At 60.1% G+C, this 21,559-nt stretch carries 22 protein-coding genes; 6 read left to right on the top strand and 16 right to left on the bottom strand.

The genetic code is table 11. The features are described 5' to 3' along the window. Positions 1-8: 8 nt before the first annotated feature. The 6 genes from THALAR_RS17305 to THALAR_RS17280 all read right to left on the bottom strand — a co-directional run bounded on the left by THALAR_RS17305 (position 9) and on the right by THALAR_RS17280 (position 5,729). Positions 9-2,456, bottom strand: a complete 2,448-nt coding sequence (locus THALAR_RS17305) for a GcvT family protein (protein WP_021102901.1) — start codon at positions 2,454-2,456, stop codon at positions 9-11. Continuing rightward, the gene (locus THALAR_RS17300; RefSeq protein ID WP_021102900.1) at positions 2,449-2,832 is read right to left on the bottom strand and encodes a GFA family protein; all 384 of its coding nucleotides are present in this window, start codon (positions 2,830-2,832) and stop codon (positions 2,449-2,451) included. The genes THALAR_RS17305 and THALAR_RS17300 overlap by 8 nt, the downstream gene beginning before the upstream one ends. Next, positions 2,832-3,452 (bottom strand): LysE family translocator, encoded by a 621-nt coding sequence (locus tag THALAR_RS17295; protein ID WP_021102899.1) that lies wholly within the window; start codon positions 3,450-3,452, stop codon positions 2,832-2,834. Before THALAR_RS17295 ends, THALAR_RS17300 begins: the two co-directional genes overlap by 1 nt. A 1-nt stretch (position 3,453) precedes the next feature. Then, positions 3,454-4,026, bottom strand: a complete 573-nt coding sequence (locus THALAR_RS17290; protein WP_021102898.1) for a helix-turn-helix domain-containing protein — start codon at positions 4,024-4,026, stop codon at positions 3,454-3,456. 83 nt (positions 4,027-4,109) lie between these two features. Continuing rightward, complete coding sequence (locus THALAR_RS17285) at positions 4,110-4,562, bottom strand: GAF domain-containing protein (RefSeq protein WP_021102897.1); 453 nt, start codon at positions 4,560-4,562, stop codon at positions 4,110-4,112. Beyond that, a complete protein-coding gene (locus THALAR_RS17280) occupies positions 4,563-5,729 on the bottom strand; it encodes a thiolase family protein (RefSeq protein WP_021102896.1) in 1,167 nt (388 codons plus the stop codon). 98 nt (positions 5,730-5,827) lie between these two features. Between THALAR_RS17280 and THALAR_RS17275 the strand changes: the two genes are divergently transcribed. The 3 genes from THALAR_RS17275 (at position 5,828) to THALAR_RS17265 (ending at position 8,511) form a co-directional block, all read left to right on the top strand. Beyond that, the gene (locus THALAR_RS17275; protein WP_021102895.1) at positions 5,828-6,181 is read left to right on the top strand and encodes an STAS domain-containing protein; all 354 of its coding nucleotides are present in this window, start codon (positions 5,828-5,830) and stop codon (positions 6,179-6,181) included. Further along, on the top strand, positions 6,178-6,684 hold the full coding sequence (locus tag THALAR_RS17270; protein ID WP_021102894.1) for an ATP-binding protein: 507 nt from the start codon (positions 6,178-6,180) through the stop codon (positions 6,682-6,684). The genes THALAR_RS17275 and THALAR_RS17270 overlap by 4 nt, the downstream gene beginning before the upstream one ends. Before the next feature lie 246 nt (positions 6,685-6,930). Then, on the top strand, positions 6,931-8,511 hold the full coding sequence (locus tag THALAR_RS17265; protein WP_021102893.1) for a gamma-glutamyltransferase family protein: 1,581 nt from the start codon (positions 6,931-6,933) through the stop codon (positions 8,509-8,511). Here THALAR_RS17265 and hspQ read toward each other — a convergent pair. Then, entirely contained in the window at positions 8,508-8,837 is a 330-nt protein-coding gene (hspQ, locus tag THALAR_RS17260; protein ID WP_021102892.1) for a heat shock protein HspQ, read from the bottom strand. The genes THALAR_RS17265 and hspQ overlap by 4 nt on opposite strands. Before the next feature lie 85 nt (positions 8,838-8,922). Here hspQ and THALAR_RS17255 point away from each other — a divergent pair, with 85 nt between their 5' ends. After that, complete coding sequence (locus tag THALAR_RS17255; protein WP_021102891.1) at positions 8,923-9,804, top strand: AEC family transporter; 882 nt, start codon at positions 8,923-8,925, stop codon at positions 9,802-9,804. Between the two features lie 96 nt (positions 9,805-9,900). Next, entirely contained in the window at positions 9,901-10,485 is a 585-nt protein-coding gene (locus THALAR_RS17250; protein WP_021102890.1) for a transglycosylase SLT domain-containing protein, read from the top strand. A gap of 5 nt (positions 10,486-10,490) precedes the next feature. On the opposite strand, the gene THALAR_RS17245 is transcribed toward THALAR_RS17250, so the two are convergent. The 4 genes from THALAR_RS17245 to THALAR_RS17230 all read right to left on the bottom strand — a co-directional run bounded on the left by THALAR_RS17245 (position 10,491) and on the right by THALAR_RS17230 (position 16,643). Beyond that, positions 10,491-11,096, bottom strand: a complete 606-nt coding sequence (locus THALAR_RS17245) for a LolA family protein (protein WP_040819174.1) — start codon at positions 11,094-11,096, stop codon at positions 10,491-10,493. 81 nt (positions 11,097-11,177) lie between these two features. Continuing rightward, positions 11,178-13,982 carry a DNA translocase FtsK gene (locus THALAR_RS17240; RefSeq protein WP_021102888.1) on the bottom strand — a complete coding sequence of 935 codons (2,805 nt, stop codon included), beginning with the start codon at positions 13,980-13,982 and terminating at the stop codon, positions 11,178-11,180. Positions 13,983-13,998: 16 nt separating this feature from the next. Beyond that, the gene (locus tag THALAR_RS17235; RefSeq protein ID WP_021102887.1) at positions 13,999-15,171 is read right to left on the bottom strand and encodes an aminotransferase class I/II-fold pyridoxal phosphate-dependent enzyme; all 1,173 of its coding nucleotides are present in this window, start codon (positions 15,169-15,171) and stop codon (positions 13,999-14,001) included. A gap of 140 nt (positions 15,172-15,311) precedes the next feature. Continuing rightward, positions 15,312-16,643: an amidase gene (locus tag THALAR_RS17230; RefSeq protein ID WP_040819498.1), complete on the bottom strand. Its 1,332-nt coding sequence runs from the start codon at positions 16,641-16,643 to the stop codon at positions 15,312-15,314. A gap of 49 nt (positions 16,644-16,692) precedes the next feature. Between THALAR_RS17230 and THALAR_RS17225 the strand changes: the two genes are divergently transcribed. Beyond that, on the top strand, positions 16,693-17,955 hold the full coding sequence (locus tag THALAR_RS17225) for a UbiH/UbiF/VisC/COQ6 family ubiquinone biosynthesis hydroxylase (RefSeq protein ID WP_040819172.1): 1,263 nt from the start codon (positions 16,693-16,695) through the stop codon (positions 17,953-17,955). On the opposite strand, the gene THALAR_RS17220 is transcribed toward THALAR_RS17225, so the two are convergent. The 5 genes from THALAR_RS17220 to THALAR_RS17200 form a co-directional block, all read right to left on the bottom strand. After that, positions 17,952-18,131, bottom strand: a complete 180-nt coding sequence (locus THALAR_RS17220; protein WP_021102884.1) for a Trm112 family protein — start codon at positions 18,129-18,131, stop codon at positions 17,952-17,954. The two genes, THALAR_RS17225 and THALAR_RS17220, sit on opposite strands and share 4 nt — an antisense overlap. Then, positions 18,128-18,769, bottom strand: a complete 642-nt coding sequence (locus tag THALAR_RS17215; RefSeq protein WP_040819497.1) for an LON peptidase substrate-binding domain-containing protein — start codon at positions 18,767-18,769, stop codon at positions 18,128-18,130. The genes THALAR_RS17220 and THALAR_RS17215 overlap by 4 nt, the downstream gene beginning before the upstream one ends. A gap of 27 nt (positions 18,770-18,796) precedes the next feature. Continuing rightward, the gene (gene trxA, locus THALAR_RS17210; protein ID WP_021102882.1) at positions 18,797-19,714 is read right to left on the bottom strand and encodes a thioredoxin; all 918 of its coding nucleotides are present in this window, start codon (positions 19,712-19,714) and stop codon (positions 18,797-18,799) included. A 53-nt stretch (positions 19,715-19,767) separates the two neighbouring features. Then, positions 19,768-20,556 (bottom strand): exodeoxyribonuclease III, encoded by a 789-nt coding sequence (locus THALAR_RS17205; RefSeq protein WP_021102881.1) that lies wholly within the window; start codon positions 20,554-20,556, stop codon positions 19,768-19,770. 185 nt (positions 20,557-20,741) lie between these two features. Beyond that, entirely contained in the window at positions 20,742-21,428 is a 687-nt protein-coding gene (locus tag THALAR_RS17200; RefSeq protein WP_021102880.1) for a response regulator transcription factor, read from the bottom strand. Positions 21,429-21,559 lie beyond the last annotated feature (131 nt).

Genomic DNA, 21,559 nt, shown 5'->3' with positions numbered 1-21,559 from the left:
CTATCCTCTCACGCGCGGATGCGCTTGTTTTCAGGATCCCATAGCGGCTGATCCTCCTGCACCGTGGCGGGCCGCCGCTCACCGTAGATTTCGACCTCCAACTCCGTGCCGGGCCGCGCCAGATCGGCTCTGATCATGCCTAATGCGATGGATTTGTTGATCCGGTAGCCCCAGTCGCCCGACGTGGTTTCACCCACCACCTCGTCGCCGTTCCAGATTGTCGACATGTAGGGCGCGTCGGCGTCGCCTGCGTCCACGATCAAAGTCACAAACGCCTTTTTAGAGCCTTTCTGCTTCTCCGACAGCAACGCCGCCTTGCCGGGGAAGTCCTGCGGCTTGTCGAAGCGAATAAAGCGCTCCAGCCCCCCTTCAAGCAGCGTGTAGTCCGTGGACAAATCGCCCTTCCATGCGCGGTAACCCTTTTCCATGCGCATGGAATTCAGCGCGAACATCCCGAAGGGTTTGGCACTCGCGCCAAGCACCGCGTCGTAAAGCGCGGGCATGGTGGCGTTGTCGGCGTGGATTTCCCACCCAAGCTCCCCCGCGAACGAGACCCGCGCCAAGGCGCAGTCCTGCCCCGCGACCTTGGCCGCCTGAATGGTCAACCACGGGGCGGACAAATCGGCCTCCGTGCCCAGCGCCTCGAACAACGCCCGCGATTTAGGGCCGGTCACGATCAGGGTCGAATACTCGGTGCTGTGGTCTGTCAGGCTCAGGCCGTCCGGCAGGTCATGCGCCAGCAAGTCGCGGTCGTGCCACTGGGCGCTTGCAGCCGTAATCAAGGTAAAGAAATCCTCTGCGTGCCGCAGGATCGACATCTCGGTAAGAATACGACCGCGACTGTCAGGGAAATAGGCGAGGTTCATGCGGCCGACTTTGGGCAAGGCGCCCGCGATCTTGCCGCGCAGGTATTCCGCAGCACCCTCGCCCGACAGGTTGAACTGCGAGAACCCCGGCAGGTCTAAAACGCCAACGCCGTCGCGGACCGCTTCGACCTCCTCTTTCACGCGAGCTGCCCACGGGCCGTTGCGGTCCCATGTTTGGGTGCTCTCCTCGGAGGTATCGTCGCCCGGTTTTGCAAACCAGTTCGCCCGTTCCCAGCCGTTATAGGCCCCCATCACCGCGCCCAATTCCCGTAATTTAGAGTCTACTGGCGACAATTTCTTGTCGCGCCCCGCAGGCCAAGTGTGGTGCGGGAAATGCATGGCGTATTCGTGACCATAGGTTTCCACCGCCTTGGCGTGGCAGTAATCCTGATCGGTGTAGTCAGTGTAGCGGCGCGGGTCGACTGCCCACATATCCCATTCGGTTTCGCCATGGATGATCCATTCGGCGGCAACCTTCCCCGCCCCGCCGCCTTGAGTGATGCCGAAGGTAAACACGCAAGCCTCATAAGCGTTCTTGACGCCCGGCATAGGGCCGATCAGGGGCAGCCCATCAGGCGCATAGGGGATCGGGCCATTGATAACGCGGTTAACGCCTTGCGAGCCAAGCAGCGGCACCCGCGCCATGGCGTCCTCGATATACCACTCCAGACGCTCCAGATCGTCGGGGTAAAGCTGGAAGCTGAAATCCTCAGGCATAGGGTCTTCCGGCGTGACCCAATGCGCCCTGCAATTGCGCTCGTAAGGACCAAGATTCAGGCCGTTCTTGTCCTGACGCAGGTAGTAGGAGCTGTCCACGTCGCGCAGCAGCGGCACCTTGCGCCCGTTCTCGGCGGTCCAGGCGGCGATTTCGGGGATCTCGTCTGTCAGGAAATACTGGTGGGACATGGTCACCATCGGCACGGTTCGCCCGCCATAGGGCTTGAACCACTCCCCCACACGCTGTGCGTAATATCCCGCCGCGTTCACCACCTTTTCGCAGCGGATATCGCCCGTGTCGGTGTGGACGATCCATTCGTCACCATCCTTTGAGACCCCCGTGGCAGGGCAAAAACGCTCGATCCGCGCGCCCATCTGTCGCGCGCCCTTGGCAAGCGCCTGTGTCAGCTGTGCAGGGTCGATATCGCCGTCGTCAGGGTCCCAAAGGCCGCCCGCCAGATCGTGTGTTTCGATGAACGGGTAGCGGTCCTTGATGTCGTTCAGGTCCATCATTTCCAGATCGAGGCCCTGATAGCGCCCCATGCCCCGCGCGCGCTCGAATTCCTGCATCCGTTCGCGGCTGTGACCCAGCCGAACAGACCCTGTTACGTGGTAATTCATCGGATAATCGACCTCGTCCGCCAGCCCCTTGTAGAGTGACAGTGAGTAGCGCTGCATGTTCATAATCGCCCAAGACGTGCTGAAGGACGGGCAGTTGCCCGCCGCGTGCCAAGTGGAGCCAGCGGTCAGTTCATTCTTTTCCAGCAGCACGCAATCGGTCCAGCCTGCCTTGGCAAGGTGGTATAGGGTCGATGTACCGACGACCCCGCCGCCAATGATGACCACGCGGGCGGTTGTTGGGAAATCACTCATCTTCTTGCTCCTCCTGCCGGACTTGGTCCGTGATCTGGTAGTAATCGCCCTTGTCGGCGGTGAATATGTGACGGACCAAGGTCAGCCCGGTCGGGGCATCCATCGCGCCCAGGGACACGCCCGTGTCCGGGTCGGCGTCGGACTTCCAGAACAGAAACGCGCCGCAGGTCGGGCAGAACCCGCGTCGGGCGGTGGGGCTGGACTGGTACCACTTCACCTCGCCCTCTACGCGCAACTTGTCGTCGTCGATCTGCACCGCCGCCCAGTAGTGGCCTGATTGCTTGCGACATTGCGAACAATGGCAGGCGGCAGGGTCCCGCGCCGCCCCGTCGGCCTCGAAGCGCACGCCTCCACAAAGACAACTTCCCTTGAGCATCACGCCCTCCCCGGTGTGGACGCGCTGCCGAGCAGCACGCCGTAGATGATGAAACACAGCGCCATGACGCGGCGCACCCAGACGTTCAGCACCGCCCCGATCGCCGCCCGGCCAAGGCCCGCGCCGATAGCAGTGAAGCCCGTGTAGCTGAGCGTCGTAATGACCAGCGCCGTGGGCATGATGATCCACATCTGCAACCAGACCGGAATGTCGGGCTGCACGAATTGGGTGAAGGCGGCGAAGTAGCCAGCGACCGACTTGATGTTGATCGTCGCGATCAGAAACGCCCGCCCGTAGATCGAGTGCGCACTGACATGGCGCGGCGTGACCGGTTTGGCTGCGTTGAGCCATCCGCGGACGCCAAGGAACACCAGAAACGCAGCGCCGATGAGCTTGCCCCAGAAGAACGCCTCCGGCGCCTGAGCCAGCAGCGCGGTCACTCCAGCCGCCGAAAGCAGCAGGAACAGGGTCGCTTGCGTCAGGATGCCCAGCACGCCCCACAAGGCCCGCCGGAACCCGTGCGTCATGCCGTTCTGGATGCAATTAACCGCGTTCGGGCCCGGTGTGGTCACGAAAACCACCCAGAACACCGCGAATATGATCCATCCCTCCCAAGACATCTCAATACACCGGCGGGGCGATGACCCAGATCACCACGGCGGGCGTCGGGTACGGGTTCATCCAGCGGAACGGCTCACCGCGGACACGAAAGCTGTCCCCGACATTGAGCGTAAAGGTTCGTCCAGCAACCCACAGATCGAGCCTGCCAGCGATGACATAACCCACCTCCTGCGTCGGGCGGCAGACGGGGTCGGCAATCTCGCTGAACGGCTCGAAGGTGGAATGAACCACCTCGAAATCATCCGTCAGATCGGGGGACAGTAATTCCTCGACCAGCCCGGCCTCCCGCGACCCGATGGGCCTGCGCGAGCCTGCCCTGACGACGAAACCCTGCTCCTCCGCAACCACCGCATCCTGCCGGAATAGACTCGAAACAGACACGTCCAGCGCCTTCGCCATGTGGCGCAGGTCGGTGATCGACGGCTCCGACTTGTCCCGCTCCACCTGACTGAGCCACCCGACCGAGCGGTCCATCGTCTCGGCCAGTTCCGACAACGTCAGCCCACGCGCCTTGCGCAGCGCCCGCAGGTCCGCGCCAAGGGTCTTGGTCTTGCCCGGCTGCGTGTGCTTCATCAGACTTCCGTGAAATTTTTGTCCATTTTTTCACCAAAGAGCATATCGCATGAGTCGCGCAAGAAAAATCTGCACGTATAGGGTCAAACCCTGTCGAACACCGCCTTGAGAATTGCCGCCAGACGCTCTGCGTCCTCGGTCGTAAACGCATCCGCTTGATCGCTGTCTATATCGAACACCGCAATCAGCCGTCCTGACCCGTCCCACACCGGCAATACCAACTCCGAGCGGGTGGAGGACGCGCAGGCGATGTGACCGGGGAAGGCCTCGACATCCGGCACCAACTGCACCTGCTCCAATCGCGCCGCTGCGCCGCAAACCCCGCGCGAAAACGGGATGGTCAAACAGCCATGTCCGCCTTGATAGGGTCCGATTTTCAGCAATTCCGGCCCGACGACGCGGTAGAATCCTGTCCAGTCAAAACGGTCGTCAGCATGGTGCACCTCACACGCGACCGTGGCCATCAGCGCGACCGCGTCGTCCTCACCCTCGACCAGCGCGTCGATGGTCTTGGCGAGCGTATCGTAGTCGACCATTCAGACCCGCTCTATCGCAATCGCGGTGCCTTCGCCGCCGCCGATGCAGATCGCCGCGACGCCACGCTTGAGGCCACGGGTTTCCAGCGCATTCAGCAAGGTGACCATGATCCGCGCGCCCGACGCGCCAATCGGGTGGCCCAAGGCACACGCGCCGCCGTTGACGTTCACGATATCCCGCTCCAGCCCCATTTCATGCATGAACGCCATAGGCACCACCGCGAAGGCTTCGTTCACCTCCCAAAGGTCGACATCCGCGACGTCCCACCCGATGCGCTCCAGCAGCTTCTTCGCCGCCGGAACCGGCGCGGTCGTAAACAGCCCCGGCGCCTGCGCGTGGCTGGCATGACCGACCACACGGGCGCGGGGCGTCAGGCCATGGGCTTTCACACCCGCCTCGGACGCCATGACCAGCGCCGCCGCCCCGTCGGAAATTGACGAGGAATTCGCCGCCGTGACTGTGCCACCCTCCCGAAATGCGGGTCTAAGTTGGGGGATTTTCTCTGGCCGGGCGTTGCCGGGTTGTTCGTCCTGCGACACCGTGTAAGGCTTGCGGCCCTGCACCTCGACCGCCGCAATTTCCGACGCGAAGGCGTCACTTTTCTGCGCCGCCAGCGCGTTGGACAGGGACCGCAGGGCATAATCGTCCTGCGCCTCGCGGGTGAACTGGAACGCCTCGGCGCAATCCTCGGCAAAGGTGCCCATCAGGCGGCCCTTGTCATAGGCGTCTTCCAACCCGTCGAGGAACATCGAATCCTGCACCGCCTGATGCCCGATCCGCGCCCCGCCGCGCATTTTCGGCAGCAGGTAGGGCGCGTTGGTCATGCTCTCCATGCCGCCCGCGACCATGGTTTGCACATGGCCCAGCGCCAGTTGGTCAAACGCCATCATCGCGGCCCGCATCCCCGAGCCGCACATCTTGTTAAGCGTCGTGGCCGGAACCTCTTCGCCTAAACCCGCCGCGAACCCGGCCTGCCGCGCGGGTGCCTGCCCCTGCCCGGCGGGCAGAACGCAGCCCATCAGCAACTCGTCCACGGTGGCGAGGCCCGATTGCTCCAGCGCCGCTTTGATTGCAACGCCACCAAGGCTGGGCGCATCGACACTGCCCAATTCGCCTTGAAAACCACCCATCGGGGTGCGGCTTGCGCCAGTGATAAATACGGACATTTTGAAACGCCTTTTCCAGATAGGGACACCCGACTGCATACCGAATGGTAACCTTTGCCGTCTAGCCCAAGACAGGGAAAAGATCAGGAGTACAGACCATGATGCAAGCAACTGAAACCGCGGACGGGGTCCTTGTCCTGACAGTCACGGCAGAACGGATCGACGCTGCAAGCGCGGTCCATTTCAAGGACGGGTTCAGGGATGCAACCGCCGCGCATGGCGGGCGCGTGGTCATGGACCTTGCGCCGGTCAGCTTCATGGACAGCAGCGGTCTGGGCGCAATGGTCGCCGCGCTCAAATCCCTGGGCGGGCGCAAGCTGGAAATTTGCGGGCTGGCTCCTGCGGTCGACAAGGTGTTTCGCCTCACCCGCATGGACAAGGTTTTCATCGTTCACGAGCAATTGGATCGCGCTCTGACGCAAGACGGCCCTGAAGGCGCGGATGCTGCGTGAGCAACTTGGCCCGACAGCCCCGCAACTTCGGCGCGCCGCGTCTTCATTTTGAGGACACGATAAACGCCGACCCGATCTCGGTGCGCGACACAATTCTGGAAATCATGCGACGCCTTCAAAGCGAATTTCCGTCGCAATCCCATGGGATCATCAGCACAGAAATCGTTTTGGCCGAGGTACTGAACAACATCACCGAACACGGGTATCAGGAATCCAACCTTGGCGACGTGACCGTCTCCGTGCTGTGCACCGACGACATGATCTCGGTCGAGACGCGCGATTACGGATTGCCAATGCCGGGGCTGAACCCTCCGGAAACCGGTTTGGTGGATATCCCCATGGAAGTCGACGATCTGCCGGAAGGCGGGTTCGGCTGGTTTTTCATCCGCAGTCTGTCGTCGCATATGGAGTATCGCCGCTCGGGATCGAAAAACATCTTCTGCGTCCAGATTCCAACCGCGCGCGAAGAGCCGGACAAGATGCCCGACACAAAGCCGACATAAAGCCGACGCAATGCCGACACGAAAAATACGCCGAAATGGCCGATCTTCTCCGTCGCGCCGCCGCAATTAGACGTCACTCAGAAACTGTAGCTGAACAGCTTCACTCGGCGTCGCGTCTATCAGCCCCCACCCAGATGCGCGACGCCGAGGACTCGCTGCTGCACCCTTTTCCAACGCATCAATCTGATAGACATCCGCGCCCCGCACCCTATCCTCTGGCGCATTGATACAGGGGACCAAAGCACAATGCGCGACTTTCACCAGCCCGGCCGTTCTACCGTATTTGCAACCAACGGCATGTGCGCCACGTCCCATCCGCTCGCTGCAAAGGTCGCAGTTCAAATGCTCGAAGCTGGCGGAAACGCAGTGGATGCAGCTATCGCGGGCGCTGTTTTACTTGGGTTTTGCGAACCTCAAATGACCGGCATCGGGGGCGACTGCTTTGTGCTGTTGCACAAACCCGGAGACAAAGATGTCATCGCCCTGAATGGCTCGGGCCGCGCACCCGCAGGGCTTTCGGCGGCAGATATGCGCGCGAAGGGATTAACCTCCATGCCGGTCAACACCGCAGACGCGGCAACCCTTCCCGGCGCGATCGACGCGTTCTGTAAACTCAGCAAAGACCACGGAAAACTGGGGTTGAAGGCCGTTCTGGCCCCGTCGATTTACTACGCCGAAGCAGGCGTTCCGGTCAGCCCCCGAACCGCGTTTGACTGGAAGCTGGCAGCCGAAGCACTAAAAGGGCCAGCGGCCAAGTATTACCTCATGAACGGCGCGGCACCGCAGGCCGGACAGGTCTTCCGCTCCCCCGAGCAGGCCGAGGTGTTGCGGCGCATCTCAGAGTTTGGGCGCAACGGTTTCTACGAAGGCGAAGTGGCCGAGGACATGGTCACGTCCCTCCAAGCCGCAGGCGGCACCCACACACTCGATGACTTCGCCAACACCTCCTGCGAATACACCCAACCTGTGTCGGGCAGCTACAAGGGAACGGAACTGATCGAGCATCCGCCCAACGGGCAAGGCGCGACGGCGATCTTGATGAACAATATGCTCGCACAGTTCGACCTGCCATCAATTGACCCGTTCGGCGCACAGCGGGCACATATCGAGGCCGAGGTGGCCAAGCTGGCCTATGACGCACGCAACCGATTTATCGCCGACCCGGACCACATGAGCCGGATGGAGCACATGCTGGACCCGCAGACCGCCGCGCATCTGGCAAACCTGATCGACCCCAAAAAGGCGATGGCCAATCCCGCCAAACTATCCGAGCAGGTGCACAAGGACACGGTCTACATCACGGTGGTGGACAAGGACCTGATGTCGGTTTCGCTGATATATTCCATTTTCCACAGCTTTGGCACCGGCATCGCTTCGGACAAATTCGGCATTCTGTTCCAGAACCGTGGCGCAGGTTTTACGCTGGAAGAAGATCACCCGAACGAGGCGGCCGGTGGCAAGCGGCCAATGCACACAATCATTCCCGGTATGCTGCGCCAGGACGGCGAGGTCGTTATGCCGTTCGGCGTCATGGGCGGTGCGTATCAGCCAAACGGCCACGCGCGTTTCGTGTCGAATATGGTCGATTTCGACATGCACCCCCAAGCGGCGATCGACGCCCCGCGCAGCTTCAGCGATTCAGGCGACATGAAGGTGGAGCGTGGCTACTCCGACGCCGTCCGGCAGGAATTGGCCGATATGGGCCACAAGGTATCCGTCCCCGAAGGCCCCATCGGCGGGGCGCAGGCGATCTTCATCGACCGCAAGAACGGCGTGTTACACGGGGCATCGGACCCGCGAAAAGACGGCTGCGCACTCGGGTACTAGTTGAAGTCGAATTGCAGCGGATACTTGCCGCGGCCGTCGTAGTCGCCAAACATGGCGCTGAGGTCGGGATGATGAATGGGCTCCCCAGTCATGTCGGGGGTCAGGTTCTGCTCGGACACATAGGCGACATAGTAGCTGTCATCGTTCTCGGCGAGCAGGTGGTAGAAAGGTTGATCCTTGCTCGGGCGACTCTCTACAGGAATGTTGTCATACCATTCGTCGGAGTTGGCAAACTCTGCATCCACGTCAAAAATGACCCCACGGAAGGGGTGTTTCTTGTGCCGGACAATCTGGCCGAGCGTGAATTTTGCCTGAGTTTTAAGCATAACATTGCAACCTTTACCCCTCGTAGATAGACCCTCGACGGGTGGTTTGTCCACAAACGGACAGCGATTTTCAGGGAAACAGTCTGTGAACTTGATTTTAACGGTTTTGGAGATCGTGGCTCCGGTCTTCATTCTCGCGAGCATCGGGTTCGCCTGGGTTAAGCTGGGCTTTGACTACAGAATCGAGTTCGTGACAAGGCTTGCAATGACCCTTTCTGTGCCGTGCCTGATCTTTGTGGCACTCATGCGAACAAACATTGCACCAGACGCGCTGACCACCGTGTCACTGGCCGCGATTGCGGCCTACGGCCTTGTAACTATTGGGTGCTTTCTGCTGGTAAAACTCGCAGGCATGGACGTGCGCACCTATCTTGCCCCGCTTATCTTCGGCAACACGGGTAACCTTGGCCTACCGCTTGCCCTGTTTGCGTTCGGCGACGAGGGCCTTGGCTACGCAGTTGTGATTTTTGCGATTATGGCGATCTATTCCTTCACCTTTGGCATCTGGCTGGTGTCGGGCGGCGGGTCGATCACGAAAGTCGTGAAGGAACCCTTGGTCGGCGCGACCGTATTGGGCGCAGTCTTTTTGGTCATGGACTGGGAAACGCCGCGATTCTTGACGAACGCTATCGAGTTGATTGGCCAGATGGCGATTCCGTTGATGTTGATTACTCTTGGTGTCGCGGTCGCCCGCCTCCAGCCGCGCGGCGTAACGAAAGCCGTTATCGCGTCGCTCGCGAAGGCGGCCATATGCATTGCGGCGGCGGTCGCGGCGGGTATCTGGTTCGCCCTGCCCGCCGTGCCTTTCGCAGTGCTGATTCTCCAGATTTCCACGCCCGTTGCGGTGACGTCCTACCTGCTTTCGGTCAAGTATGAGGCCGATAGTGATGCCGTCGCAGGGCTTGTCGTCGTGTCTACCCTGCTGGCGGTAGTCTATATTCCGCTGACATTGGCATTTTTGGTGTAACCTGCGGCATTGCGCAGTTTGCCTGAGCCGGAATTTGCGCTAAACTTGCCCAGAGCAAAGAGGCAAAAAGCCCGAAAAAGCAGGCAAGCAGGTACCATGAAAAAGACATACACCGCTTTAGCGTTTGTTCTTCTCGTTTCCGCATGTGGCGGCGGGGGTGGCAACGCCCCGAGTAACCTCGACAATGCATGTTCGATCGTATCGCAGCGCGCGAACTGGTTGAAAGACATGAAGGCGGTGGAGCGCAAATGGGGCGTGCCGGTCCATGTGCAAATGGCGACGATCCATCAGGAGAGCAAGTTTGTCTCTGACGCCCGCACGCCGTTCCGCTATGCGATTGGCGTGATTCCCATGGGCCGGCAAAGCTCTGCCTACGGGTTCAGCCAAGCGTTGGACGCAACTTGGAAAGAGTACCAGGTGGACCAAAAGCGCCATAGGTCCAAGCGGAATGACTTCCGCGACGCCGTGGACTTCATGGGCTGGTATATGCACGGCAGCACGGAGCGTTTGGGCATCTCGAAATATGACGCCCGAAGCCAGTATCTGGCGTATCACGAGGGCCGGACGGGCTTCGCACGCGGCTCCTACAACAGCAAATCATGGCTGCTCAGGGTATCCCAAGCGGTCGCCGACCGCTCGGAAATGTATCGCTATCAGTTGATCAGCTGTGGCAAGGCCTAAAGGGACTAGTTCAGCCCCCGCGCCTGAATTTCCTGCGGGATGTTGAACGGACGTGCGCCGATCTGCACACCTTTTTGCAGATCCCCGAGGATGACCGTGGTTTGGCCGCCGGCGTCATTGGTGATGATCCACTGACGCAACTCAACAGGATTCGCGGTAAATTTCAGCTGGATGTTGCCGTATTCCGGATGCTGCGGGTCCTGCACCTTCACAATCGTCGCCGTGCCATCGTCACGATGGGCGACAACCATATTGGAGCGGCTAAAATCCACGTTTCTGGCAAGAATCAGGTTCAAGGGCGTGCGGCTCAGCGGGAATTGCTCTGGCGGGACGTTTGATTTGGGATCAAACACTGCAACCTGACTGCCGCCTGCGATGACAAGGCTGTCATCAGGCGGGGCATAATCGAAACGCACCCGTCCGGGGCGTTTGATCAGAATCTCTCCGGTCGTCACCGAGCCATCTTCGTTGATCTGCGTAAACTCCCCTTTCGCTGTCTGGAAGCTGTTGAGATAATTGGAGATTTGCGCAAGCGAAATCTTCTCAGCCATAGCTGGCACCGCCAAAGCGAGCGACAGGATGGGGGCAAGGATCAGGTGTTTCATCATCATTCCCTCAAGATAAGCAAAAGGCCGAAGGATTAAACCCTCGGCCCTTCACGAAGCTGACATATGGCGCAATCCCGCGCTTTGCTAGTGCTGTTCCGGCACGAGAATCTCACGCTTACCAACGTGGTTGGCACCCGAGACGACGCCCTCTTCCTCCATCTGCTCGACCAAACGCGCAGCCTTGTTATAACCGATGGCCAGCTTGCGCTGGATGTAAGAGGTGGAGCATTTGCGGTCTTTCAGCACGATCTGCACGGCGGTGTCATAGAGCGCGTCTTCGCCATCCGTGTTACCGCCTAGGCCAAGCACCATGTCGATGTCGCTGGATTTCTCGTCATCCGGCCCTTCGACCACGCCAGACATATAGGACGGCGGGCCAAACGACTTGAGGTGATTGACGATCTCCTCGACTTCTTCGTCGGACACGAATGGCCCGTGAATACGGGTAATTTTGGAGCCGCCAGCCATGTAGAGCATGTCACCCATGCCCAGCAGCTGCTCCGCACCCATCTCGCCCAGAATCGTCCGCGAGTCGATTTTCGACGTGACCTGGAAGGAAATGCGGGTCGGGAAGTTGGCTTTGATCGTGCCGGTGATGACATCAACGGACGGGCGTTGCGTCGCCATGATAAGGTGGATGCCCGACGCCCGCGCCATTTGTGCCAGACGCTGGATGCAGGCCTCGATCTCCTTGCCGGCGACCATCATCAGGTCGGCCATCTCGTCGACGATAACAACGATATAGGGCATGGATTCGGGCTGGAATTCCTCGGTCTCGAAGATCGGCTCGCCGGTCTCGTCGTCAAATCCGGTCTGAACCGTGCGGGAGAACATTTCGCCCTTCGCCAGCGCGTCCTTCACGCGGGAATTGTAGCCGTCGATATTGCGAACGCCCATTTTGGACATCTTGCGATAGCGCTCCTCCATCTCGCCCACGGTCCATTTCAGGGCCACGACCGCCTTTTTAGGGTCGGTCACAACGGGGGAAAGCAGGTGCGGGATGCCGTCATAAACGCTGAGTTCCAGCATTTTAGGGTCAATCATGATCAGGCGGCATTCCTCGGGCGTCAGCTTGTAGAGCAGCGACAGGATCATGGTGTTGATCGCCACGGATTTGCCTGAACCGGTCGTCCCCGCAATCAGCAGGTGGGGCATCTTGGCAAGGTTGGCCACGATGGGATCGCCGCCGATATCCTTGCCGAGCGCCAGTGGTAGTTTCTGGTTGCCGTCGCCAAAGTCGCGGGCCGACAGGATCTCGCGCAGCACGACCATCTCGCGCTTCTCGTTCGGAAGCTCGATGCCGATCACCGTGCGTCCGGGAACGGTCGAGACCCGTGCGGACAGCGCAGACATGGAGCGCGCGATGTCGTCCGACAACCCGATGACGCGGGATGCCTTAAGTCCGGGCGCGGGCTCCAGTTCGTACATTGTGACCACTGGGCCGGGGCGGACCGAGACGATTTCACCCTTCACGCCATAGTCGTCCAAAACGGCCTCCAACATGCGCGCGTTTTCTTCCAGTGCTTCATCTGACAGGACATGACGCGTCACCGTGGTGGGGCTGGTCAGCAGGTTCAGCGGCGGCAACTCGAAATCGCTGGCGTTATCCTCAAATTGCAACGCTGGCTGCGCCTCGGCGACTGCGCGTTTGGAAGGCGTGACAGGTTTGCGCGCGGGTTGCTGCACGACCGGCTTCGTCAGCGGCGCGTTCACGCGGCTCTGGATCGGGGCTGGCATAGGCTCGATCAGTTCGTCTTCGTCAACGTCCTGGTATTGGGGCTCTTCCGGCGCGGCACGCAGAACCGGCTCGACGCGGAGCGGATCGGGGCCACGCCCACGGGTCAGTTGCGGCTCTGGCCGCAAGGCAGGCTCGTCGGTGTATTCCAGAGGCTTTTTGCGGCGGGCACGGTTCTTGATCACATCGGAAATCTTCGACTTGATGCGGTCATCGGGATCGAAGTCGTCATGGATAACAGCGGGCTCGTCGTAGTATTCCGGCTCCGGCTCACGCGGCTTCAAGCCGGGCAGTCGCGCCAGCAGGCTTGGCTTCGCGGCGGGTTGTTCGATCTCGATCTGAGGCTCTACGGCAGGTTGCGGGGAATGAACAACCGGCGTGCGGCGCAAGGGTGGACCGGCGATCGGCGCATCATCGTCGTATCTTTGCTCCGCCGCGCTAAGCCGCGCTTCCTTCCGTTGCACGCGAAGCTCATTGGCTTTGACGGCCGCGTAGACGGCGCCCTTTCCGGTAGAGCCAAGCAATTTCATGATACTGGCATATGTCAGGATCACGCCAACAAACATGAACCTTACAACGGCTTTGATCTCTTCGCGGTCGAATCCCAGCACGAACAGGGATAGGAACAGCAGGCCGAAGAACACGATGAAGGCCAAGACTTTTAGGCCAAAGGTTGCGCTGATCGGGGCGACGCCAAGGATCGCTCCCAGAACCGTGTCACCGAACAATCCACCAAGCCCGAAGGAGTGGGTCCATTCGCTGACGGGCACATGGGTAGACGCGTAGACCGAAGCCAGAGCAACAGCGAGAGGCGCGAAAATAAGACGGCTCACCGCCCGGTCTTCACCACGGTGCATGATAAAACGCAGGCCCCAGATCACAGCGACAAAGGGGATGGCCCAAGCGCCGAAACCCACGATGATGAAAAGCGGGCTGGCAAGGTACGCACCGAAGCGGCCCAGCCAGTTTTGCGCAGGCTCGTCCGTCGCGGACATCCAGCTAGGGTCTTCCGGCACGTAGGAAAGCAACAGCATGGTCAGCAGCACACCAACGGCCAGCAGCGCGAGGCCGAACAGCTCTTTGCCCCGCTTTTCAATTGCTGCCTGCATGTCGCTGTCCAGAAACGGATCGCGGGGCCTTGCCTGATACGCCATGATTACTTCCTCACCTTCAACCGTATACGCAGCTTTTGAGGCGGGTCAGCCCCGGCTGCAGTTCGTTCATTGGGGCGACCAAAGCCACCCGGATATAATTCGCACCGGGGTTTGACCCCTGATAATCGCGGCCCAGATATGCACCGGGCAGCACTTTGACCCCGGTCTCGGACCACAGCTTCTTGGTGGTTTCTTCACCGTCTTCAACCGGAAGCCACAGGAAGAAGCCGGCTTGGGGTGGCTTGTAGCCTTCCACATCGCCAAACAGCGAGTCGCTGAAATCCAGCTTTTCGCGGTAGAGGGCGCGGTTCGCCTCGACATGTTCTTCGTCAGCCCAGACCATTTCCGCCACGCGCTGCAACGGCAGCGGCAGCGGCGCACCTGCATAGGCCCGCAGCGCCTTCAGGCGCTTGACGTTTTCAGGGCCACTTGCCGCGAAGCCGGACCGCAACCCTGCGAGGTTCGAGCGTTTCGACAGCGAATTGAACAAGACCACCCGTTCTGGGTCGTGATCCTTGGCCGCGGTCAATGCGCCCATAGGGGCCGCCTCGCGGTAGATCTCGGAATAGCACTCGTCCGCAAAAATCTTGAAGTCGTGTTTTTCGGCCAATGCCAGCAGGTCCGCCCAGTATTCTGGCGTCGCGACCGCGCCTTGCGGGTTGGAAGGCGAGCAAATGTACGCAATCGCAGTACGTTTCAACACGTCTTCGGACAGGGACGCGAAGTCGGGCATAAAATCAGTATCGCGGGTTGCGGGCACATAGACAGGCTCCGCCCCGACGGCCAGCGCGGCGACGGCATATACCTGATAAAACGGGTTTGGCGTCAGGATGACGGGTTTGCCGCTCTTTTCCTCGGGGCATAGCGCCAGCGCCGCGTTGAACAGGCCTTCGCGGGTGCCGTTGAGCGGCATGATCTGCGTTCCGGCCTCAACAGAGACGCCGTATCTCCGCGCGATCCACGCCGCGATTGCGGACTGAAGCTCAGGCGTCCCGTCGTTCGGCGGATAGCCGCCAAACCCGGCCGCGTGCGCAGCAACGATCTCGCTGATCCAGTGTGGAAACGGATGAAGCGGCGAGCCAATCGTCATATCCACAGGCACCCCGCCCGGCTCCAACCCGGCGAGAAGCGACCGCAAACGCGGAAATGCATATGGTGGCAGGTTCGAAAACCGCTCAGGAAAGGTCATTTGGACCCACTTTTACTGCCTCAAGGATCGGGATCATTAACGCCCCGTTTTGTCCAAGCTAACCCAAGCAGCGTAGCGCGGTCCAGAAAAAGGACCGCGATTTCAGCTACGTGGTCACAGGCCTGTGTCTTTTTGGCCCATCAGATCAGCGCCCGCTCTGCGGCGGCACAAAGCCGCAACAGGCGTTCTTCGGAGTTTGGCGTCCCCAAGAACATGATCCCCGCAGACGGCACCCCTGTCGGCAAGGTGATCCCAGCCGAGTTCATCAGGTTGCCGATCCGGGTATTACGCAGCGCAAGCAGGTTTTCGGTGACGTAGTAGTCGCTGTCCGTCAGCAATCTGTCCGCATTCGGGGGTAATATCGGCGAGGTCGGCAGTATTACCGCGTCATATCCGGCAATTCTGGCGTTCCAGATTTTGCGGAGATCCTCCAGCTTGCGCCAACCTGCAACATAGTCGGGGGCAGAGACATTTGCACCGGAACGGAAGCGCTGCAAAATCTCGGGGAACATGAGGTCCGGGTTCGCCTCAATAACGTCTTTCCAGATGCCGTAGCCTTCCGGTGCGAACAGGATACCCGACAAAGCGAGCGCCTCAGCCGCCTCCGGCGCTTCTTTCCGCTCGACCACCGCGCCGGCCGCTTGCAGACGTTCCACCGCGCTGTCGAAGCCCGTTTTCGGTTCAGGGCGGATATCGTCGAACGCGACCGTTTCCAGCAGCATCAACCGTGCGCCGTCCAGCGACGTGGTTCTCAGATCAGCGGGCTTGCCGCCCTCCAGTGCCGCCAAAAGATGCGCAGCGTCCTCAACAGAGCGGCAGAGCGGCCCGACCGTGTCGAAACGGTCGCAAAGCGGGACCGTGCCTTTGCCGCTGACGCGCCCGTTGGTCGTTTTCAGCCCGACAAGATCGTTCCATGCGGCAGGAATACGGACGGAGCCTCCGGTATCAGACCCGATCCCCGCCGCCGCCAGTCCGAACGCTACGGACGTAGCCGCACCTGAAGACGACCCGCCTGCCACGGCGTCCAGATCGTTCACGCAAGGGGGCGTGGCGGTCACGGGGTTCAATCCGATCCCCGAAAACGCCAGCTCAGACATGTGTGTTTTGCCCAGACAGATCGTTCCTGCATGTGTCGCATTTACCAAGACCTCGGCATCGGCATCGGGGACGCGATCCTTGAGCAAAGCGCTGCCCGCCTCTGTCGCGACACCTGCGGTGTCGAACAGGTCTTTCCAGGAAATCGGAACACCGTCGAGCAAGCCGCGGCGCTGACCGATATCCGCCCGCGCCTTCGACGCCTTTGCCTCGGCGCGGGCACGATCCTCTGTCAGGCGGGCATAAATGCGGTCGGACAACTCGTGGCTGTGAGCCGCATCCAGATAGGTCTCGGTCAAGGCGACTGGATCAACCTCCCCCGCCCCGATAGCGCGACCCAAGTCGCATGCAGTCATGTGCAGCCATTTTTCCGACATCGTCTGCTCCTTGCGCTGATTTGGCGCGAGGGTAGCGGCGGCAACGCGCATGGACAATCCCGCACGACCGCTCATATTGAGGGATATGAAGTATGACAGCGATATTGCGATTGTCGGCGGCGGCCTGAACGGCTGCGCGCTTGCGATTGCCTTGGCCAGCGGTGGCCTTTCCGTCACGTTGATCGACAGCCTGCCTGTCGATGCGGTAAAAGAGGACAGCTTCGACGGGCGCGCCTACGCGCTGGCACTGGCCTCGAAACGCTTACTGGACGCTGTCGGCATCTGGGAAACGGTGTCGCCCGACGCGCAGCCGATGCTGGAAATCAAGGTCACGGACGGGCGTGCGGGTGAAGGTCCGTCACCCTTCTGGATGCATTTCGACCATGCCGAGATCGAAGAAGGTCCGATGGGCTTCATGGTCGAGGACCGCCACCTTCGCCGCGCTTTTCTGGACCGGATTGCTGATGAGTCACGCATCACACATTTGACGCCGGAAACGGTGATCGCGCAAACGGTGGACGCAGCTGGGGCGAGCGTTTCACTTGCGTCGGGCGCTACTATTCGCACGCGTCTTTTGGTGGGGTGCGACGGACGCCGCAGCGGCGTGGCAGAACGCGCGGGCATAGGGCGCAGCTTCAAGGATTACGGGCAAACGGCGCTGGTCGCAGCGATCGGCCACCAGTTGCCGCACAACGGGATTGCGCACCAGTTCTTCATGCCTGCCGGCCCCTTGGCCATCCTGCCGCTGACGGGCAATCGCAGCTCGATCGTGTGGGCAGAGACACATGAGCGGGCGGCTGAACTATCAGACCTCAGCGACGATGAGTTCATCGACGCGCTGCGCCCTGCCTTCGGGGACTTCTTGGGCGATATTCACGTCGCTGGCGCACGGTTTTCATATCCGTTGAACCTGACATTGGCGAACCGCATCACGGATCAACGACTGGCGCTCGTGGGCGATGCGGCGCACGGGGTGCACCCGATTGCAGGTCAAGGGTTGAACCTTGGTCTACGCGATGTCGGTGCCTTGGCGCAGGTGCTCGTGGATGCCCGCCGGCGTGGGGAGGATGTCGGCGCCGACGCGGTTCTGGCACGATATTCGGAATGGCGGCGGTTTGACACCGCGACGCTGGCCATGGCGACCAACAGTTTCAACGGATTGTTTTCAAACGACAATTCATTTCTTCGCGCAGGGCGGGATATCGGCATGGGCGTCGTCAACGCGATCCCGGCCCTACGTCGCAGCTTTATCCGCGAGGCGGCAGGATTGACCGGCGATCTGCCCCGCCTGTTGCAAGGCCGGGCGCTTTAGTCCAGCTGCCGTGCCTCGTCGACCAGCATGATCGGGATACCACCGCGAATGGGAAAAGCCAGTTTCGCGGCCTTGGAAACCAGTTCCTGTTTTTCCGCATCATAGGACAGGGTGGCCTGCGTGACGGGGCAGACCAGACCTTCCAGCATGTGGCGGTCGAAGCTGGGTTCGGTCATTGCAAAATCTCCTCTGACGAGCCACCACGTAGGGAGAACTCAATCAATGTCGTCAAGGTTTCCCTACGAGTCCCAAGCGACGGCGCTTCCAGAAGCGCCTGTTTTTCTTCAGGGTCGAACGGGCACAGCATGGAAAGGGAGTTGATCAGTAACTCCGTCTCCGCGTCCTTCAGGCTTTCCCAGTCGGTCTGAAGGTCATGTGCATCGAAGAAGCGTTTCAACACCGCCAAGAAAGCGTCACGATCAAACTTCTCGTCCTTCTCGGACGCGCCCATATCGCGCTCGAACCCTGCCCAGCTTACTTCCGCTTTACGGTAGGGGCTGAATCCGGTGACTTCCTGCGTGATGCGAAAGCGCGAGATTCCCGCGAGGGTGATCATATAGCGACCGTCTTCCGTTTCGGAAAACTGAGTAATCCGGCCCGCACAGCCAATGGCGTGCAACTGCTCCTCGCCTTTCGGCCCCTTGTGCGGTTGCACCATGCCAATCAGGCGGTGAGGCGTCTTCAACACATCCTCGAACATCTGCAAGTAGCGCGGCTCGAAAAGGTGCAGCGGCAGCCTTGCCCGGGGCAGCAAAAGTGCGCCGGGCAAAGGGAAAACCGGGATCGTGTCGGGAAGGTCAGCTGGGTTCATCATAAGCATGGACTTAGCCCGCCACCCCAATCAGACAAATATCATCGACGACAATTTGCGCCGACCGTTCAACACGATTGGGTCATCAGGTTTCAACGCATCGAAAACGGTAAACAACTGCGCCTTGGCGGCACCGTCGTTCCATTCGCGGTCACGGCGGAAAAGCTCCAGAAGATGGTCCACCGCGCCTTGCGCGTCGCCGGAAGCATGGAGCGCTACGGCCAGATCAAGACGCGCCTGATGGTCGTCGGGGTTTTCGTCTACCTTTGCCTGCAACTCTGCGGCGGGGCCGGTGTTCGCCGCTTGCTGAAGCAACTCCAACTGCGCCCGGGCAGCTTCAATCTCGGGCAGCCCGTTCAGCTCGGCTGGTGCGTTTTCAAGCAAGGCCGCGGCTTTATCCAACTCTTCAAGTGCCAGATGCGCGCGGATCAGACCGCCATAGGCGGCAGGGTTGTTCGGCTCTTCGCCAAGGATCGCCGCAAATGTTTGCGCCGCGTCAACAGCCGCGCCTTCGTCCAGCATCGCCTCGGCCGCCGCGATTGCCTCGCCCAGACCTTCATCCACTTCGCCGCCGGATTCAGCGATCAACTTGTCGATGAAGGTCTTGATTTCGCTGGCAGGCAGCGCGCCTTGAAAGGCGTCAATCGGCTTACCTTTGTAGAACGCATAGACCGTCGGGATGGACTGGATTTGCAGCTGGCCCGCGATTTGCTGGTTCTGGTCCACATCGACCTTGACCATTTTAACCGCGCCTTTGGCGTCCTTGACGCCCTGTTCCAGCGCTGGCCCCAGTGTCTTGCACGGGCCGCACCACGGTGCCCAGAAGTCAACTATCACAGGCACTTCATGGCTGGCTTCTATCACATCGACCATGAAGGTCGCTTCGCTCGTGTCTTTGATAAGGTCGCTACCACCGGCGGGGATGCCGCCTACGTTCAGTTCAAGCATGCTTTTATCCTCGGTGTTCAGGCTCAGTTGCCCTGTATATGTGCGCTCTTTGCTCAAAGATCAAATGTCGCAAAGACGGGCGCGTGATCTGACGGTTTTTCCCAGCCGCGCACATCGCGCAACACGCGCGATGAGTGGCCCGCCGCAGCAATATCAGCCGTTGCCCAAACGTGATCCAGACGACGACCCTTGTCAGCCGCGTCCCAGTCCTTGGCGCGGTAAGACCACCACGAATATAGTTGTCCTTCGGGTATGTCGTTTCGAGTCACGTCGGCCCAGCCGCCCGCATCCATCACTTCGTTGAAATGCTCGACCTCAATGGGTGTGTGGCTCACGACCTTCAGCAACTGCTTGTGGGACCAGACGTCATCCTCACGGGGCGCGATGTTCAGGTCACCAACGAGGATGGATTTCGACGGCTTGTCGCCATGAAACGCGTCACGCAGTTCTGTCAGGTAGTCCAGCTTTTGCCCGAACTTGTCGTTCACCTCACGGTCGGGAACATCGCCGCCAGCCGGGACATAGTGGTTGTGGATGACGACCCCGTTTTCCAGTCGCGCGGCGACGTGGCGGGCATGGCCAAGGGTGGCGTAATCCTCGGCAGCAGCTTCGACCAATGGCAGGCGCGAAATGATAGCGACGCCGTTGTACCCCTTCTGCCCCCGTGCAACCATATGCGTGTAGCCAAGCGCGTGCAGCCCTTCGAGCGGGATCTTGTCGACGGGGCTTTTACATTCTTGCAGGCACAGCACATCGGGGGCTTCCTCGCGCAGCAGCCTTAGCACCAACTCCTCGCGCAGACGGACCGAGTTGATGTTCCAGGTAGCGAGGGTAAAGGGCATGACATTTCTCCGGTTTGGCTTGGGCGCAGGTTAGTCTTGTGCGGGCTCGGCCACCACAAGGAAAGATATGAGCCTACCATGTAGACAAAAAAAGACCCGAGCATAAAGCTCGGGCCAAGTCCAACAGGGAGAATACCGCAGCATTACCCCGCCGCGATCAGGGGAACTTTGACCAAGGTCAAACCTCAGACATTCAATTTATAACCGCCAGATTCGGTCACAAGAAGGCGGGCATTTGACGGATCTGGTTCTATTTTCTGGCGCAAACGGTAAATATGCGTCTCCAAAGTGTGCGTGGTGACCCCGGCGTTGTACCCCCACACCTCGTGCAGCAGCACGTCGCGGGCGACGACACCATCGTTCGAGCGGTAGAGGAACTTCAGTATGTTCGTCTCTTTCTCGGTCAGGCGAATCTTCTTCTCGTCTTCGGTGATCAGCATCTTCATGGCTGGTTTGAACGTGTATGGCCCAAGCTGGAAAACCGCGTCCTCGGACTGTTCGTGCTGGCGCAATTGCGCGCGAATACGGGCCAGCAGAACCGGAAACTTGAACGGTTTGGACACGTAATCATTCGCCCCGGCGTCAAGGCCCAGAATAGTGTCGGCATCGCTGTCATGGCCTGTCAGCATCAGAATGGGGCATTTCACACCCTGTTTACGCATCAGGCGGCACAATTCCCGTCCATCGGTGTCGGGCAGGCCAACGTCCAGAACCACAAGATCGTAAATCGCTTCCTTGGCCTTTTGCATGGCGTCGGCACCATTGGCGGCCTCGAATACGTCGAAATCTTCGGTCATGATCAACTGCTCGGACAGAGCTTCGCGCAGGTCCTCGTCATCATCCACGAGCAGGATTTTTTTCAATTGGGCCATCAGTCATAGTCCTCTTTTGTTGCCATAAGGATGTGGGCTACCATCGAAGGAAACAACTCACGCCGCCGTTATTCACGGCCTCGTGTCGCGATTGGCGGTTTTGTTTCAACTTCCAATCATTTGGCGTAAAA

It is taken from the genome of Litoreibacter arenae DSM 19593 (genome assembly GCF_000442275.2).
In the GTDB taxonomy this organism is placed as follows: Bacteria; Pseudomonadota; Alphaproteobacteria; order Rhodobacterales; family Rhodobacteraceae; genus Litoreibacter; species Litoreibacter arenae.
This window is presented reverse-complemented; position numbering and strand designations above follow the sequence as displayed.

What these genes read in the sequence shown, in the direction of transcription:
- THALAR_RS17305 (WP_021102901.1), bottom strand. Translation starts at nt 2,456, where the DNA reads ATGAGTGATTTCCCAACAACCGCCCGCGTGGTCATCATTGGCGGCGGG.
- THALAR_RS17300 (WP_021102900.1), bottom strand. Translation starts at nt 2,832, where the DNA reads ATGCTCAAGGGAAGTTGTCTTTGTGGAGGCGTGCGCTTCGAGGCCGAC.
- THALAR_RS17295 (WP_021102899.1), bottom strand. Translation starts at nt 3,452, where the DNA reads ATGTCTTGGGAGGGATGGATCATATTCGCGGTGTTCTGGGTGGTTTTC.
- THALAR_RS17290 (WP_021102898.1), bottom strand. Translation starts at nt 4,026, where the DNA reads ATGAAGCACACGCAGCCGGGCAAGACCAAGACCCTTGGCGCGGACCTG.
- THALAR_RS17285 (WP_021102897.1), bottom strand. Translation starts at nt 4,562, where the DNA reads ATGGTCGACTACGATACGCTCGCCAAGACCATCGACGCGCTGGTCGAG.
- THALAR_RS17280 (WP_021102896.1), bottom strand. Translation starts at nt 5,729, where the DNA reads ATGTCCGTATTTATCACTGGCGCAAGCCGCACCCCGATGGGTGGTTTT.
- THALAR_RS17275 (WP_021102895.1), top strand. Translation starts at nt 5,828, where the DNA reads ATGATGCAAGCAACTGAAACCGCGGACGGGGTCCTTGTCCTGACAGTC.
- THALAR_RS17265 (WP_021102893.1), top strand. Translation starts at nt 6,931, where the DNA reads ATGCGCGACTTTCACCAGCCCGGCCGTTCTACCGTATTTGCAACCAAC.
- hspQ (WP_021102892.1), bottom strand. Translation starts at nt 8,837, where the DNA reads ATGCTTAAAACTCAGGCAAAATTCACGCTCGGCCAGATTGTCCGGCAC.
- THALAR_RS17250 (WP_021102890.1), top strand. Translation starts at nt 9,901, where the DNA reads ATGAAAAAGACATACACCGCTTTAGCGTTTGTTCTTCTCGTTTCCGCA.
- THALAR_RS17245 (WP_040819174.1), bottom strand. Translation starts at nt 11,096, where the DNA reads ATGATGATGAAACACCTGATCCTTGCCCCCATCCTGTCGCTCGCTTTG.
- THALAR_RS17240 (WP_021102888.1), bottom strand. Translation starts at nt 13,982, where the DNA reads ATGGCGTATCAGGCAAGGCCCCGCGATCCGTTTCTGGACAGCGACATG.
- THALAR_RS17235 (WP_021102887.1), bottom strand. Translation starts at nt 15,171, where the DNA reads ATGACCTTTCCTGAGCGGTTTTCGAACCTGCCACCATATGCATTTCCG.
- THALAR_RS17230 (WP_040819498.1), bottom strand. Translation starts at nt 16,643, where the DNA reads ATGTCGGAAAAATGGCTGCACATGACTGCATGCGACTTGGGTCGCGCT.
- THALAR_RS17225 (WP_040819172.1), top strand. Translation starts at nt 16,693, where the DNA reads ATGGACAATCCCGCACGACCGCTCATATTGAGGGATATGAAGTATGAC.
- THALAR_RS17220 (WP_021102884.1), bottom strand. Translation starts at nt 18,131, where the DNA reads ATGACCGAACCCAGCTTCGACCGCCACATGCTGGAAGGTCTGGTCTGC.
- THALAR_RS17215 (WP_040819497.1), bottom strand. Translation starts at nt 18,769, where the DNA reads ATGATGAACCCAGCTGACCTTCCCGACACGATCCCGGTTTTCCCTTTG.
- trxA (WP_021102882.1), bottom strand. Translation starts at nt 19,714, where the DNA reads ATGCTTGAACTGAACGTAGGCGGCATCCCCGCCGGTGGTAGCGACCTT.
- THALAR_RS17205 (WP_021102881.1), bottom strand. Translation starts at nt 20,556, where the DNA reads ATGCCCTTTACCCTCGCTACCTGGAACATCAACTCGGTCCGTCTGCGC.
- THALAR_RS17200 (WP_021102880.1), bottom strand. Translation starts at nt 21,428, where the DNA reads ATGGCCCAATTGAAAAAAATCCTGCTCGTGGATGATGACGAGGACCTG.